This is a genomic window from Actinokineospora fastidiosa (assembly GCF_014648415.1).
Classification (GTDB): Bacteria; Actinomycetota; Actinomycetes; order Mycobacteriales; family Pseudonocardiaceae; genus Actinokineospora; species Actinokineospora fastidiosa.
This window is the reverse complement of sequence record NZ_BMRB01000002.1, coordinates 422,721-436,468: the sequence shown is the minus strand read 5'-3', so window position 1 is coordinate 436,468 and position 13,748 is coordinate 422,721. Positions and strand designations below refer to the sequence as shown.

The window sequence follows — 13,748 nt, the reverse complement described above, 5'->3', positions numbered from 1 at the left end:
CCACCTCGACAACCCCGCGGACCGCCGCGGCCGCCAACCGTTCCCGCGGATCCCCGGCCAACACCGGGCACGGAATCAGACGGCGGGGTAGGCGTAGTAGCCGGAACGGGAACGACGCAGGATTCGCCGAAGGAGTCGCATTATCCGATCCCTACCTCTCCAAGGGGAAATCCCAGTGTCGATCCGTGCCTCCGTCACCGTCAACCACGACCCCACGCGATCACCCGGATGCCGGCGGCCGGAATCCCGGTTTACGGCGGGGGGCGCTGATCGCTAGTCTCCGCACGACTTCGCGCGCCGGGTTCGCGGCGCGCCCGACGAGTGGGGGGAGCGGGCCGTGCGTCATCGCAGCGCGCTTGTCGTCCCCTCGTCGCGGTACGAGGTGATCCTCGTGTCTCCGGGTTCCCGGTGCGGGCCGCGCGGCCCGCACCGGACGTGCTGACGAACACCTGACCCCTGGCCGGATCCCGGCGCCCGGCGGTGTTCGTCGCGGGAACCGCGCTTCCCCGATCCGGACTACCCGAAGGGTCCCGCCGCCGTGCGCACCGACCTGGACCGAACCCACGTCACCGCTCTGGACCGTGTCCGCAACCTGGGCATCCTCGCCCACGTCGACGCGGGCAAGACGACCATCACCGAACGGATCCTCTATGCCACCGGGACCACCCACAAACGCGGTGAGGTCCATGACGGCACCACAGTCACCGACTTCGACCCGCAGGAACGCGACCGCGGCATCACCATCTTCGCCGCCGCCGTGAGCTGCGAGTGGGCCGCGCACCGGATCAACCTCATCGACACGCCCGGCCACGTCGACTTCGCCGACGAGGTGGAGCGGTCGCTGCGGGTCCTCGACGGCGCGATCGCGGTGTTCGACGCCGTCGCGGGCGTCGAGCCGCAGAGCGAGTCGGTCTGGCGGCAGGCCGACCGGCACGGCGTGCCGCGCATCGCGTTCGTCAACAAGCTGGACCGGGCGGGCGCCGACCTGGACGCGGCGGTCGAGTCGATCCGGCTGCGCCTGCACCCGGCGCCGCTCGTCGTCCACCTGCCGATCGGGCGGGAGGACGGGTTCGTCGGCGTGGTCGACCTGCTCCGCATGCGGGCTCTTGTCTGGATGGACGGCGCGGTCGAGGACCGGCCGGTGCCGGAAGGCCTGCTGGACGAGGCCCGGCGGCGGAGGCGGCGGCTGACGGAGGCGGTCGCGGAACTGCATCCGCTGGCGCTGGAGGAGTTCTGCGCGGACGGGACGGTGTCCGCGCAGACGCTGGCCGCCGCGCTGCGCGACCTGACCCACACCGGGGAAGGACTGGTCGTGCTGTGCGGGTCCGCTTACCGGGACCGGGGGATCGAGCCGCTGCTCGACGCCGCCGTGGCCTACCTGCCCTCGCCGGAGGACGTGCCGCCCGTGCGCGGCACGCACGACGGCGAGACGCGCGAGCGGCGGGCCGACCCGGCGGCGCCCTTCGCCGCGCTGGTGTTCAAGGTGATCGCGACCGCCACCGGCAGGCTGACGTTCCTGCGGGTCTACTCGGGGACGCTGCGGAAGGGCACGCAGGTGCGCGACGCGGGCGCGGGCCGGACGGAGCGGATCGCCCGGATCCTGCGGGTGCGGGCGGACCGGCATTCCGAAGTGGACCAGGCGGTGGCCGGGGACATCGTCGCGGTGTCGGGGCCGAAGGCGGCGCGGGTCGGCGCCACCCTGTGCGCGCCCGACGCCCCGCTGCTCCTGGAGCCGCCGGTCGTCGCCGAACCGGTGGTCTCGGTGGCCGTCGAGGCCCGGCGGGCCGCCGACACCGAGCGGCTGGCCTCGGCGCTGGCGCGGCTGGTCGACGAGGACCCGTCGCTGTCGGTCCGCACCGACGCCGAGACCGGGCAGACGGTGCTGTCCGGTCTCGGTGAACTGCACCTGGAGGTGGCGGTGGAGAAGATCCGCCGGGAGCGCGGACTGGAGATCTCCGTCGGCCGACCGGAGGTGGCCTACCGGGAGACCGTCGTCCACGGCGTGACGGGACTGGTGTACCGGCACGTCAAGCAGGACGGCGGCGCGGGCCAGTTCGCCCACGTCGTCCTGGACGTCGAGCCGCTGGCGGACGGGGCGTTCGAGTTCCGGTCGACGGTGGTCGGCGGCCGGGTGCCGCGCGAGTACGTCCGCGCGGTGGAGGCCGGGTGCCGCGACGCCCTGACCGAAGGGCCGCTCGGCGGTCACCCGGTGACCGGCGTGCGGGTCACCCTGACCGACGGCGCCACCCACGTCCGGGACTCCTCCGAGACGGCGTTCCGCGCCGCGGGCCGGTTCGGGCTGCGGGAGGCGCTGCGGGTCAGCCGGATGCGGCTCCTGGAGCCGGTGGTCGAGGTCGTCGTGACGGCCCCGGCCGAGGCCGTGGGCGGCGTCCTCGGCGATCTCGCGGCGCGCCGCGGCCGGGTCGCCGACTCGGCCGTGCGGTCCGGCGCCGCGACCGTCACCGCGGTCGTGCCGCTGGCCGAGCTGTTCGGCTACGCGACCGTGCTGCGCGGTCGGACGCAGGGGCGGGGCACGTTCACCGCCCGGCCGTCGGGTTACGTCCCGGTCGGCGGATAGCCCCAGAGGGGTGACCCCACCGCGTTGCGGGTGGGGTCACCCCGGGGTCCGGGGCTAGGGTGTACTCATGGGTAACAACCGTCAGATCCGCCTCGCCGCTCGTCCGCGCGGGGAGGTCAAGCCTGGGGACTGGGCGCATGTGACCGTGGACGCGGGCGCGCCGGGGGACGGGCAGTTCGCCGGGCGCACGCTGTTGATCTCCCTTGACCCGGCCATGCGCGGGTGGTTGGACGATCGGCCGTCGTATCTGCCGCCGGTGGGCATCGATGAGGTGATGCGGGCAGGGACGCTGGTCGAGGTCACCGAGTCCAAGCACCCGGACTACGCCGTCGGCGACTTCGTCGTGGGGACGTTCGGCGTGCAGGAGCACGTCGTCAGCGACGGGCGGGGCGCGCTGAAGGTCGACAAGCCGCTGCCCACCTACCTCGGCGCGCTCGGGATGCCCGGCATGACCGCCTACTTCGGACTGCTGGAGGTGGGCGCGCTCAAGGAGGGGGAGACCGTCGTGGTCTCCGGGGCCGCGGGCGCGGTCGGCAGCGTCGTCGGGCAGATCGCCAAGGTCAAGGGCTGCCGGGTGATCGGCATCGCGGGCGGCCCGGAGAAGACCGCCCTGCTCACCGACGAACTGGGCTTCGACGTCGGGATCGACTACCGCGCCGACGACGTCCGCAAGGCGATCCGCGCCGCCGCCCCGGACGGCGTCGACGTGTACTTCGACAACGTGGGCGGCGACATCCTCGACGCGGCCCTGGCCAACCTGGCCATGCACGGGCGCGTGGTCATCTGCGGCGCCATCAGCCAGTACAACGCCGACGAACCCGTCCCCGGCCCGTCGAACTACCTGAGCCTGCTGGTCCGCCGCGGCCGCATGGAGGGCTTCATCGTCTTCGACTACGTCAAGCGCTACCCCGAGGCCGCAGCCGAACTCGCCGCCTGGATCGCCGAGGGCCGCATCGTCCTCAAGGAACACGTCGTCAAGGGCACGGTCGACGACTTCCCCGCCACGCTCAACATGCTGTTCCGCGGGGAGAACGTCGGCAAACTGGTCCTCGACGTCACCTGACGTCGGCCACGGGCGGGCTAAGCCCGTTTCTCGACGGCCAGATGCACTGATTCGGGCAGCGCGCGGGCGCCCGCGCGCTGTTCGAGCAGGGTGATCACCGAGGTCAGGGCGATCAGCTGGTTGCGAAGGCCGCCTTCGGCCGCTCGGGCCAGGATCAGGCCGAGGATGCGGATGCTGCGCGCCGTCTCCCCGGTGACCACCCGGTCGTGGTCGATGAACGGGGTGATGGCGGAGGCCAGCTCGCTGAACGCGCGCAGGCGCCATCCCGCGAACGCCGCTCCGGCGGAGGCCACGGCGGCCCACGCGTCGGCGACGAAGGCCGGTTCGTCGGTGGCGCGCCACTGGGCGAGTTCGGGCATGGCGGCCAGCTGCCGGGCGAACCTCCACTCGTCGTTCGACACGGCCAGGGCGGCGCGCAGCTCCCACGCGGCCTCGCTCGCGGCCGTCGAGAGCGGGGTGTCCAGGTCGTGGTCGACCTGGGTGAGGATGTCGGCGCCGGTCACCAGGTGCGGATGGCGGTCGCCGGACCACCAGAGGAACGGCCTGCTGCCCGGGTCCTCGACCCAGATCGCCTGTCCGGTGTCCGCCGAGCCGAGCGGTGAGTTCGCTACCTCGTCGGGACGCGGCAGCCGCACGCTCCGGCCCCGGCCGCGGTGGCACAGGTCGGCCCACTTGGCCAGCGCGGACGCCGTCGCCGACGAGATGCCCGCTGCCGGGATCGTCACCGGGGTGTTGGCCAGGACGTCGTCGGACAGCGGTTCCAGGCAGAGCGACACCGACGGCGACAACGGCACGGCCGCGCGCAGGTCGCGGACGACGAGGACCTGGGCCCGCTGGTGGCGGTCCTGCATCGCGATGCGGTCGTCCATGGTCGCGCGGAGCCAGGTGCTCAGCCGCCTGCGCAGCTCCGGGTCGAGGTCGGCGTCGTTGTCGGCGCACTCGAAGGCGAGGTTGATGGCGTCGGCGCCGCCCACCATCAGGCACGCCGCCACGATCTCGTCGCCGCGGACCATCGCAGCGTAGAGCAGGATCGTCTCGCGCCACCACGAGTCGTCGACCCGTTCGGCCAGCGCGTCGACCAGATGGGCGTCACGCACGTACGCGGCCGCCAGGTACTCCTGGAACGTCAGGTGCGCGAAGGCCAGCTGGTCGGCCTCCAGTTCCACGAGCAGCCCGTTGGACGTGATGTCCGCCAGCACCTGCTCCGCGCCCTGGGTGGTAGTGAACCGGCGCAACACCCGCACGAACTCGGCCAGCACCAGGTCCCGCGGCCACACCTGCACCCCGGCCTCCATCATCCGGTAGGCGAGTGCGCGCAGGACGACCTCCCGCTTGTTGCCCGAGAGCTGCTGCGGCAGGCCCTTCGCCTCGTTGCGCCGCCACAGCGCCACCTCGCACATCTCGCGGTACAGGTCGGCCCGGCTGCCCGGCAGGGCGCCCCGGAAGCGGTGCACGTTGGCGATCATGGTGAGCAGGAGCGGGTTGGGCGTCAGCTCGACGAGGGCGGGTACGCTTTCCAGCCGGGTCAGCAGGTCCGCGGCCGCCGCTGCCGAGCGCGCCTTCACCGCGTCGAGCGGGTCGCTGGCCTCCAGCCGTTCGACCGCGAGGTACCAGCCGTGGACGAACGCGCGCACCTGGTCGACGGTGAAGGGGAGGGTCTGCAGCAACTGGGCCCCGTCGACCTGCGCCTCCCGGTAGCCCTGGGGGCGCGAGGTCAGCACGAAGTCGTTCCTCGGGTACTCCCGGCTCTGCCGCTCGATCCAGTTCGCCACCGCCTTGCGGTCCTCGACCCTGGCGATCTCGTCGATCCCGTCGAACAGGACCAGGCAGTGGCCCTGCAGCAGATGGTGGTCGGCCCAGCCGGGCGGCGCGTGGGCCGAGAGCGCCCCGAGCGAGGACGTGATCAGATGCGCCAGCGACCTGCCGTTCCTGATCGTCTCCCAGTGCTCGCGCAGCACCACGAGTACCGGGATCGACCGCCTGCGCTTCCGGCTGTCGCACGCCCTGCGGGCCGTGTGGCGCAACAACGTCGTCTTCCCGCTGCCGGGCGGCCCCACCACGGCGAGGAACGCGGGCTCCTTGCCGTCGAGGAAGTCCACGATGTCGCGCCTCGACGGGCTGTCGTACTCACCGCCGACCAGCGCGCTCGCCGCCTTGTGCAGCGACTGCGGACCGAGCCCGACGTGCACGTAGACGTCATCCAGTTCGGGCGCCGCGAAACCCATCGTCGCCAAGCCCTTGACGTCCACGTAGCGGGCGGTCGCCAGCACGTACTGGCGGTACCGCTCGTCGAACCCCGTGGTGAGCGCGGCGACCCGAGGACCGAGCCCGCGGACGATCCGCTCGTGGTGCCACTTCCACACCCCACGCGTCACCGTGGTTCCCGCCGCTCCTGCCGCGCCGAGCAGCACGCCTCCCACCGGACCCCAGATGATCCCCGCAGTGATCGCGCACGCCAGCAGAGCAACCACCAGGAGGACTCTTAACACGGTGTTCCTCGCATGCGTTCACAGACGGTGACGGAACTTTACATGATCACCGCTCGGCGGGACGCCGTGTGGCTCCGATTGCCGCCGATGACGCTGCGGTAGGAAACCGCGCCGTCGCTGTTACCGCGTTCCAGGCCACCCCGTGTCAGTGGCCTGGTGGAAGGCGATCATCTGACACAGGGCTCGGTGGGGAGAGGCTGGGCCGGGTCGAAAGTAGGCGGCCGGGGACTTCGTCTGACTGTCCACAGCGGAGCGTTCACTGAAGCGGGGGGCCACGGTGCCCTCCGCGCGTGCGGCAGGCCGCGGGGAGGAAGGCGTAGGCGAAGACGTAGTTCGTGTGGACCACGAGGTGGCCCTCGTCGTCCTGGGCGGCCCACATCCGGCCGTTCACCTTCGGCTCGGCGGGTGGTCGCGGGATCCCCACGACGATGGCGAGGATTCCGGCGAGCACGGGCGTCGCCTTGCCGAGGCTGACGAAGAACCGCGAGTCGTCCATCGGGTGCCCCTTGCTCCAGCGGGGCACCGCGAGCCCACTCCTGCGGCACCCTAACCGATCCCGGACAGCCGGAACAACGCGCAGGAGTTCAACGAGCCGAGTGGCGTGCCGTTTACTCTTGACAGATTGCTCCCGAAACCGCTGGTCGCGCGCCTGTGTGTGCGCACGCAGGCGATATCGGGCCTTGATCTCTGTCAGTCGCCGCTCCTACAGTGCGATTCGCGGCCTGGAAAGGCTGATTGCGGAGTTGTGGTTCGACGAAAAGCGCGCAGCTCCCGACTTCCCTGCATTGTATTGGAGATTTCCCGTGCGCATCAAAAGGAATCTGATCGCCCTGTGCGGTGCGATCGCCGCGAGTCTCGGCGGTGTCGGTTTCGCCGACGCCGCCCCGGCGGGGGACGTGCAGCCGTACATCATCGGCGGCGAGTACGCGTCCCAGGGGCCGTGGGCGGTGGCCATCATGGTCAACGGCCAGCAGAACTGCTCCGGCACGATCATCAACGCCCGCTATGTGCTGACCGCCAAGCACTGCGCGAACTCGGGCAACACCTTCCTGATCGGCAACGTCGACCGGACCCAGGGGCAGTCCCGCAGGCCGGTGCGCGCCATCTCGCACCCGTCGGCCGACATCATGCTGTACGAGCTGAACCTCCCGGTGAGCACCACGTACGCGACGCTCACCTCCGTGCAGCCCCGGGTCGGGAGCACGGAGCGGGTCTACGGCTACGGCCGCACCCAGTCCTCCCGCGACTCCCGCTACCTCAAGGTCGCGACCATGCGGGTCACCAGCGTCTCCAGCACCTTCATCAACGCCACCGCCGTCGACGGCTACACCGGCCCCGGCGACTCCGGCGGCCCGGTGTTCCAGGACGGCAGGCTGATCGGCGTGCACTCCTACGGCAACACCTCGGCGGGGACCTCCGGGCACGTCAACGTCTCCACCTACCGCCAGTGGATCCTCTACCACAGCGGTCAGAGCCGGATGGCGGCCTGATCCCGTGAGGGGCTGTCCGTCCCGGTGGGCAGCCCCTCACCACTCCCAGTGGATCGAGTAACGGCCCGGTTTGGCGTTGGAGGCGGCGAAGTGGACGCAGTGCGTGCTGTCGATGGGGAGTTCGCCCCCGCGCGTGGTCGTCCCGTCGCCGTAGAACGTCCACCCGCACCGCGCGGGCACCGCGTCCGGGTGGAAGCTGACCTCGGCGAAGTACTCGTGCACGGGGAACCGCAGCTTCCGCTCGCTGCGCACCGACCGCGCGGGCGCGGGCGCGTGCTCCACCACGTACTCCACCATGATCACCTCGCCCCGCGCCAGCACGCGGTCGAACTCCACTGAGGCGACCAGGTATCCCCGCTCCGGCACGTACTCCGCCGACCGCACCGAGCAGTGCCGCAGCGGCCGGACCACCGGGCGCGGCGCGTCCGGGTGATCGGAGGCGAACGCGATCGGCAGCCGGGACACGCCGGACCGCGTGGCCTTCAGCACCAGGCGCACCCGCAGCGACCGCTCGCTCCCGTCGGGGCCGAGCGTCACGAGGTCGTGGTGGCTCAGCCGCACGAGGAACTCGTCCTCGGCGTCGACGTCGCCCAGCAGGGCGGGGACCTGGGGGTCGGCGGGCCACATGGCCTCCACCGGCACCCGGCGCTGCCCGTTCGGACCGGGCCCCCGGGACCGGGGCGGTCCCAGGACCGAGGTCAGCGACCCGCTCGGCACGGCCAGGATCTCCTCGAGGGCGGTCAGCGCGGCCAGCGACTCGCGGCGCTCCGGCCTGCGCTGCCCGGTCTGCCACAGGCTGAGGGTGGCCACGCTCAGCCGGTGGCCCTGCTGCTCCAGCCGATACCGGATGCGGTCCAGCCCCAGTCCGCTACGCTGCACGGCCGCGCGCAGCACGTGGTGGAAGGTCCGTTCCCCTCCTGGTTCCATTCCGCACTTCCGTCCGCCCGATCGGCCCGGAAGTGTAGCCGGCCACTAACAGCTCAGCTACGGCGAAGGGAGCAGCAGTGACAGTCGAGGAGCTGCCCACCACTGAGGCTCGGCGGCTGCTGCCGGTGCTGCGGGAGATCGCCGACGAGGTCGGGCCCCGCGCGGGCGCCGAGGGCCGGGTCGCCGACTACATCCCGGCGCTGTCCGAGGTCGACCCGACGGCGTTCGGGCTCGCCGTCGCCGGGGTGGACGGCGAGGTGCTCGGGGTGGGGGAGTCGCGGACGCCCTTCTCGATCCAGAGCGTGTCCAAGGCGTTCTCCCTGGCGCTCGCGCTGGGCGCCGACGCCGAGGCGCTGTGGCGGAGGGTCGGCCGCGAGCCGTCCGGCAACCCGTTCAACTCGCTGGTGCAGCTGGAACAGGAGGACGGCATCCCGCGCAACCCGTTCATCAACGCGGGCGCGCTGGTGGTGACCGACCACCTGCTGACCACGACCGGCGACGCGCGGGGCGCGGTGCTGGAGCTGCTGCGCGCCGAGAGCGGCAACCCGCGCGTCGACTTCGACGCGAGCGTGGCGCGGTCGGAGGCGGCGCGGGGCGACCGCAACGCCGCGCTGGCCCACTTCATGGCGAGCTACGGCAACCTGCGCAACCCCGTCGCGGACGTGCTGGAGCACTACTTCTGGCAGTGTTCGATCGCGATGAGCTGCGAGGACCTGGCCGCCGCCGGGTTGTTCCTGGCGCGGCACGGGCTGCGCGGCGACGGCTCCCGCCTGCTGGACCGCAGCGCGGCGAAGCGGATCAACTCGATCATGCTCACCTGCGGCGCCTACGACGCGGCGGGCGAGTTCGCCTTCCGGGTCGGCCTGCCGGGCAAGAGCGGCGTCGGCGGCGGGATCCTCGCGGTCGTCCCCGGCCGCTGCACGCTGTGCGTGTGGAGCCCGGCCCTCGACCGCCACGGCAACTCCGTCGCGGGCGTCGAGGCGTTGGACCGGTTCACCACCCTCACCGGCCTGTCGGTGTTCTGACCGGCCCTACCGGCTCTCCCACCGGACCTCGCCGTCCACGACGACCTGGGTCGGCGCCAACCCGATCCCGCGAGCCACCGCGCCCGAGGCCGCGTGCCCGGGATGCACGTGCGCGATCACCCGCCCCACCCCCTGCTCCCGCAACCACGCCACGACAAGCCCTGCCGACGCGCGCGCGAGCCCTCGGCCGTGGTGGCGCAGGCCGATCACCCACGCCAGCTCGGCGCCGTCGTGGTCGACGGTCGCCTGCACGTACCCGGCCGCCGCCCCGTCGGCGCGGCAGCGCACCACCCAGTTCAGCCACCACTGGCCGCCGTCGGCCGACCGCCCCCGGACCTGCGCCTCGTACCGGCCGCGCAACCGGCCGGGAGTCGGGGGCTCCCCGCCGGTGAACGCGTACAGCTCGCCGTCGGCCAGCACAGCTGCCATCTCCTCGGCGTGTTCCACGCAGAGGGGTTCCAGGACGACGAGCTCGTCCCCGAGCGGCTCAGCGCGCACGGCGCTGCCAGTCGCGGGTGCCGGTGAGCACGGCGGTGTGGACGGCGTTCGCCAGCCGGAGGCCCCACCGCGACCGCGGACCGCCGTAGGGCTCCCGGCCCCCGGGCGGGCAGCAGACGACGAGGGCGTCGCTTGCCGTCCCGGTCCCGGCCACCCCGGCCTCGGCCAGGGCCTGGGACTTCGCCTCCGTCGCCGTGGCGACCGCGTTCACCAGCGCGCTGTCGACGAGCGGGGCGGGAATCCAGCAGACCAGGTTGATCGTCCCCGGCACGGCCGCGACGGCGGACGAGGCGGGATCCGCCGCGTAGACCGGGTACGTCAACCCGACGGTGGCCGCGCACTCGACCTCGCCGTCCCGCCCGACGCTGAACCGGCGCACGGCCGCGGCGGTGAGCAGCCCCGATCCCCGCCCGTCCAGCCCCCACCCGGCGACGAGCGCGCTCAGGTGGGCGACGGGCTCGCGGTCGTAGTCCTTGTCGACCTCGACGTTCACCACCCACTCGGCCGAGCCGATCCCGCCGCCCAGCACGGCGCTGGACACGCACCGCGTCCCGGCGGGCAGCCGCCACAGCAGCGCGGGCCGCCCGTCCGGCTGGGCGAGGATGTCGGGTTGCTCGATCACCCGGGCACTGTACGGGGGAGCGGGCGGGTGCCCGCTCCCCCTAGGTCACGCCGAGACCCAGGCGCCGCAGCCGTTGACGTTGCAGGCCCGGAACCGCAGCCGCTCCGACGCCCAGGTGAAGTACTCCACGAACGTCGGCCGCGCCGTGCTCTGCCAGACAGCCCGGCCATCCGCGGTCACCCACTGGACCTGGCCGAAACTGGCCCCGAAGACCTCGCCGGAGACCAGCCACATCGGGAGCCTGCCGCCCGCGAAGTCGGTCCCTTCGCCGTAGGCCCAGCAGAACCGCACCTTCGCCCCGCCGGGGCTGGTGACGTCCTTGCACGCCTGGACACCGGCCTCGGCCGTCCTGGTGGCGGCCACCGCCGAGCCGCCGAGCCCGACCAGGGCCACGACGAGCAGGCCGATCACCGCGAGTCGCGGCACGCGTTGACGGGACACGGGAAACCTCCTTCACTACGGCGCATTGCGAACAGGACGAGCAAACCGCGCGCCGGAGTGCCGGTGAACTGATTCGAGCCCGCTCGAATGCCCCAGCGTGGTTCCATCGAGTGGTGATCACCGTGCGCATGACGCCCGACGCGGTGGCGCGCACCCGGCTCGCGGTATCCCCGGCCGCGGAGGCCGCGGTGTGGCTCTGGACGCTGGTGCTGGGGCGCAGCCACCCGCTGTTCGGCGACCACGGCCCGCTCGCCCGCGCCGCGCTGCGCCATCCCGACGTGGCGCTCGTCGCCGGGACGCTGTTCCCCTGCTACGCCCCCGACCTGCTGACCCCGCCGCCCCCGCCCGCGTCGACGCTGGACGACCAGCTCGACCTGGTCTCCAGCGCCCGGCCGGACGTCGTCGCCGACCAGATCGGCTACGTCGCCTCCCGCAACCGCGTCCCCCCGGCCGTGCGCGACGCGGTCGACGCGGGGACGTTCGGCAGGCGCGCGGCCAACGGGCTGCTGGTGTTCTGGCGGCACGTGCTCGCCGACGGCTGGCCCGCGCTGCGCGACGTCCTGGAGGCTGACCTCGCGCAGCGCATGCGCACCATGGCGTCCGGCGGCCTGGCGAGCCTCTTCACCAGCCTGCACCCCGACATCGGCTGGACCGGGGACGCACTGACGATCACCCTGGGCCCCCATGCCGAGACCGTCGCCCTCGGCGACCGGGACCTGGTGCTGGTGCCCACCGCGCTCAACTGGCCCAACGCCACCGCGCAGGTGTGCGGGGACGCGCCCGCCGTGATCGGCTACCCGGCGGCGGGCCTGCCCCGCGACGGCCACCGCGACCCGGCCGCCCAGGCCCGCCTCTACGGCGCCACCCGGGCCGCCCTGCTCGCCGACCTCACCCAGCCCCGCTCGACCGCCCACCTGGCCGCCCGCCACGGCATAGCCCCGTCGACGGCGTCCTACCACCTGCGCGTGCTGCACCAAGCGGGCCTGGTCTCCCGTCACCGCGACGGGCACCACGTGCTCTACCAGCGCACCTGACCGTCCTAGTCGCGCACGGTCTCGTAGCGCAGGAGGACCGCGCCCGTCGGGAAAGTGCGGTTCTCGATCAGCCGCAAGTGGACCCACTTGTCCATCGACGGGAAGAACGGCGTGCCGCCGCCGACCGCCGCGGGCGCGATCACCACGTGGAACTCGTCGACAAGCCCGGCCCTGACCAACGGCGCGGCGAGCGTGGCGCCCGCGACCTCGACCAGCCCGTCGGTCTCGGCCTTGAGCCTCCTGGCGACCTCGACCACGTCCCCCCGCTCCAGTTCGGAGTTCCAGCCCACCGACTCGAGGGTCTTCGAGAACACCACTTTCCGCATCCCCCGCCACAAGCGCGCGTACTCAGCGGTCACCGGGGTGACGTCGGGCTCCTGGTCGGCGGTCGGCCAGTAGGCCGCCATGAGTTCGTACAACTTGCGCCCGTACAGCGCCACCTCCGTGTCGCGGACCTGGTCGTTCCAGTACTGGTGCAACTCGTCGTCCGGGTCGCTCCAGCCGATCTCCCCGTTCGGGTCCGCGATGTAGCCGTCCACGGAGACGTTCATGCCGTAGGTCAGTCTGCCCATGGCAGTACAGCCTGCCGGTCAGGGAGCCTGAATGCGAGCCCTGACCTCGCGGGATCGCGCTAGGGGCGTGCGGTGAGACGGGTGAAGCCGGTGAGGCGTGGCGTGATCGAGGTGGGGAAGGATTCGCCGGTTGGGCCGTGTAGGCCCGTCCGCACCTGTTCCCCGGGGTGTCCGAACACCTCGAACCGCTCCACTGTGCAGTGCTCCATCACCTCGCGGATGTAGGGGTCGGACAGCTCCCAGTGCCGCAACACGGACTCGTCGTCGGCGTAGAGCTGGAAGCTGTGCGCCACCATCGCCTCGGCGTCGATGAACACCTCCACCATCAGCTGGGGTCCGTGCTCGCGGACGAAGTCGACGGCCTTGACGACAGCGGCCTGAAACTCGTCCAGGCGCCCCTCCCGAATGCGCATTGTGTTGTGGAAGAGGAGCGTTCCGTTCTTGTCGGTCATGCCGCCGACGCTAGAACCTCAAGTCCGCTGGAGGTCAATTGTCGGAAGTGTCACCGCCCCTTGCGGGTCGTCACCTCAGTGGTGCCGGGCGCTTGAGCCACCAGGAACTCCCGCACGTGGGCGTCGTCGACGGGTTGTCCTCGGATCAGGGACATTCCCGATGTGCGGGGGCTGCCGGGCGCCTACCGTGGGCGAGGTGCAGGTGTATGACATCCTCGTCGCGGGCGGCGACGAGCTCAAAGAGTCCATCGCGCGGACGCTGTGCCCGGACGAGCACCACCCGCCGCCGTGTCCGGTGCCGTGGAGCCTGGGGTACGCCGAGGACGGTTTGCTGCTGACGATCTACGCCGATCAAGCGACTGCAGAGGACATCGCGCGGCGGGTCGGCGGGAGCCCACCGACCCCAGGCGACCCTGACGACCACCCGGAGCTCATCGAGCAGTACCGGATCGAACGGGAGCCCCGGAAGTAGCGGTCACGCGGATCGGCGCGGGTGCGAGGGCCTGCGTTGATTTGCTCGCCGAATCAAACCTGCCGGTCAATCCGTCCAGCGGTTG

14 protein-coding genes are annotated in these 13,748 nt (G+C 72.2%); 6 read left to right on the top strand and 8 right to left on the bottom strand.

What is annotated here, in order from left to right; all coding sequences use genetic code 11:
* Positions 1-538 precede the first annotated feature (538 nt).
* Together fusA and IEY98_RS11925 are read left to right on the top strand one after the other, a co-directional pair.
* Positions 539-2,578, top strand: coding sequence for an elongation factor G (fusA, locus tag IEY98_RS11930; RefSeq protein WP_189210497.1), 2,040 nt, complete (start codon positions 539-541; stop codon positions 2,576-2,578).
* Positions 2,579-2,645: 67 nt separating this feature from the next.
* Positions 2,646-3,641 (top strand): NADP-dependent oxidoreductase, encoded by a 996-nt coding sequence (locus IEY98_RS11925; RefSeq protein ID WP_189210496.1) that lies wholly within the window; start codon positions 2,646-2,648, stop codon positions 3,639-3,641.
* 17 nt (positions 3,642-3,658) lie between these two features.
* Here the strand turns inward: IEY98_RS11925 and IEY98_RS11920 are convergent, their stop codons facing one another.
* Both IEY98_RS11920 and IEY98_RS11915 read right to left on the bottom strand, forming a co-directional pair.
* Complete coding sequence (locus tag IEY98_RS11920; protein ID WP_189210495.1) at positions 3,659-6,112, bottom strand: NACHT domain-containing protein; 2,454 nt, start codon at positions 6,110-6,112, stop codon at positions 3,659-3,661.
* A 274-nt stretch (positions 6,113-6,386) separates the two neighbouring features.
* Positions 6,387-6,626: a hypothetical protein gene (locus IEY98_RS11915; protein WP_189210494.1), complete on the bottom strand. Its 240-nt coding sequence runs from the start codon at positions 6,624-6,626 to the stop codon at positions 6,387-6,389.
* Between the two features lie 307 nt (positions 6,627-6,933).
* On the opposite strand from IEY98_RS11915, the gene IEY98_RS11910 reads away from it, so the two are divergent.
* Positions 6,934-7,620 carry a S1 family peptidase gene (locus tag IEY98_RS11910; protein WP_189210493.1) on the top strand — a complete coding sequence of 229 codons (687 nt, stop codon included), beginning with the start codon at positions 6,934-6,936 and terminating at the stop codon, positions 7,618-7,620.
* Between the two features lie 36 nt (positions 7,621-7,656).
* On the opposite strand, the gene IEY98_RS11905 is transcribed toward IEY98_RS11910, so the two are convergent.
* Positions 7,657-8,547 carry an XRE family transcriptional regulator gene (locus IEY98_RS11905; RefSeq protein ID WP_189210492.1) on the bottom strand — a complete coding sequence of 297 codons (891 nt, stop codon included), beginning with the start codon at positions 8,545-8,547 and terminating at the stop codon, positions 7,657-7,659.
* Between the two features lie 116 nt (positions 8,548-8,663).
* Between IEY98_RS11905 and IEY98_RS11900 the strand changes: the two genes are divergently transcribed.
* Positions 8,664-9,572 carry a glutaminase gene (locus tag IEY98_RS11900; RefSeq protein WP_229787032.1) on the top strand — a complete coding sequence of 303 codons (909 nt, stop codon included), beginning with the start codon at positions 8,664-8,666 and terminating at the stop codon, positions 9,570-9,572.
* A gap of 6 nt (positions 9,573-9,578) precedes the next feature.
* On the opposite strand, the gene IEY98_RS11895 is transcribed toward IEY98_RS11900, so the two are convergent.
* From IEY98_RS11895 to IEY98_RS11885, 3 genes are read right to left on the bottom strand one after another with little or no spacing between them, the layout of a single operon-like run.
* Entirely contained in the window at positions 9,579-10,070 is a 492-nt protein-coding gene (locus IEY98_RS11895; RefSeq protein ID WP_189210490.1) for a GNAT family N-acetyltransferase, read from the bottom strand.
* Entirely contained in the window at positions 10,060-10,692 is a 633-nt protein-coding gene (locus IEY98_RS11890; RefSeq protein ID WP_189210489.1) for an adenosylcobinamide amidohydrolase, read from the bottom strand. Before IEY98_RS11890 ends, IEY98_RS11895 begins: the two co-directional genes overlap by 11 nt.
* Before the next feature lie 45 nt (positions 10,693-10,737).
* Entirely contained in the window at positions 10,738-11,133 is a 396-nt protein-coding gene (locus IEY98_RS11885; protein ID WP_189210488.1) for a hypothetical protein, read from the bottom strand.
* Positions 11,134-11,246: 113 nt separating this feature from the next.
* Between IEY98_RS11885 and IEY98_RS11880 the strand changes: the two genes are divergently transcribed.
* Positions 11,247-12,167: an ArsR/SmtB family transcription factor gene (locus IEY98_RS11880; protein ID WP_189210487.1), complete on the top strand. Its 921-nt coding sequence runs from the start codon at positions 11,247-11,249 to the stop codon at positions 12,165-12,167.
* 5 nt (positions 12,168-12,172) lie between these two features.
* Here the strand turns inward: IEY98_RS11880 and IEY98_RS11875 are convergent, their stop codons facing one another.
* The gene (locus IEY98_RS11875; protein ID WP_189210486.1) at positions 12,173-12,739 is read right to left on the bottom strand and encodes a dihydrofolate reductase family protein; all 567 of its coding nucleotides are present in this window, start codon (positions 12,737-12,739) and stop codon (positions 12,173-12,175) included.
* 59 nt (positions 12,740-12,798) lie between these two features.
* Entirely contained in the window at positions 12,799-13,191 is a 393-nt protein-coding gene (locus IEY98_RS11870) for a hypothetical protein (protein ID WP_189210485.1), read from the bottom strand.
* A gap of 196 nt (positions 13,192-13,387) precedes the next feature.
* On the opposite strand from IEY98_RS11870, the gene IEY98_RS11865 reads away from it, so the two are divergent.
* Complete coding sequence (locus IEY98_RS11865; RefSeq protein ID WP_189210484.1) at positions 13,388-13,663, top strand: hypothetical protein; 276 nt, start codon at positions 13,388-13,390, stop codon at positions 13,661-13,663.
* The last annotated feature ends 85 nt before the right edge of the window (positions 13,664-13,748 follow it).

What these genes read in the sequence shown, in the direction of transcription:
- IEY98_RS11925 (WP_189210496.1), top strand. Translation starts at nt 2,646, where the DNA reads ATGGGTAACAACCGTCAGATCCGCCTCGCCGCTCGTCCGCGCGGGGAG.
- IEY98_RS11915 (WP_189210494.1), bottom strand. Translation starts at nt 6,626, where the DNA reads ATGGACGACTCGCGGTTCTTCGTCAGCCTCGGCAAGGCGACGCCCGTG.
- IEY98_RS11905 (WP_189210492.1), bottom strand. Translation starts at nt 8,547, where the DNA reads ATGGAACCAGGAGGGGAACGGACCTTCCACCACGTGCTGCGCGCGGCC.
- IEY98_RS11875 (WP_189210486.1), bottom strand. Translation starts at nt 12,739, where the DNA reads ATGGGCAGACTGACCTACGGCATGAACGTCTCCGTGGACGGCTACATC.
- IEY98_RS11870 (WP_189210485.1), bottom strand. Translation starts at nt 13,191, where the DNA reads ATGACCGACAAGAACGGAACGCTCCTCTTCCACAACACAATGCGCATT.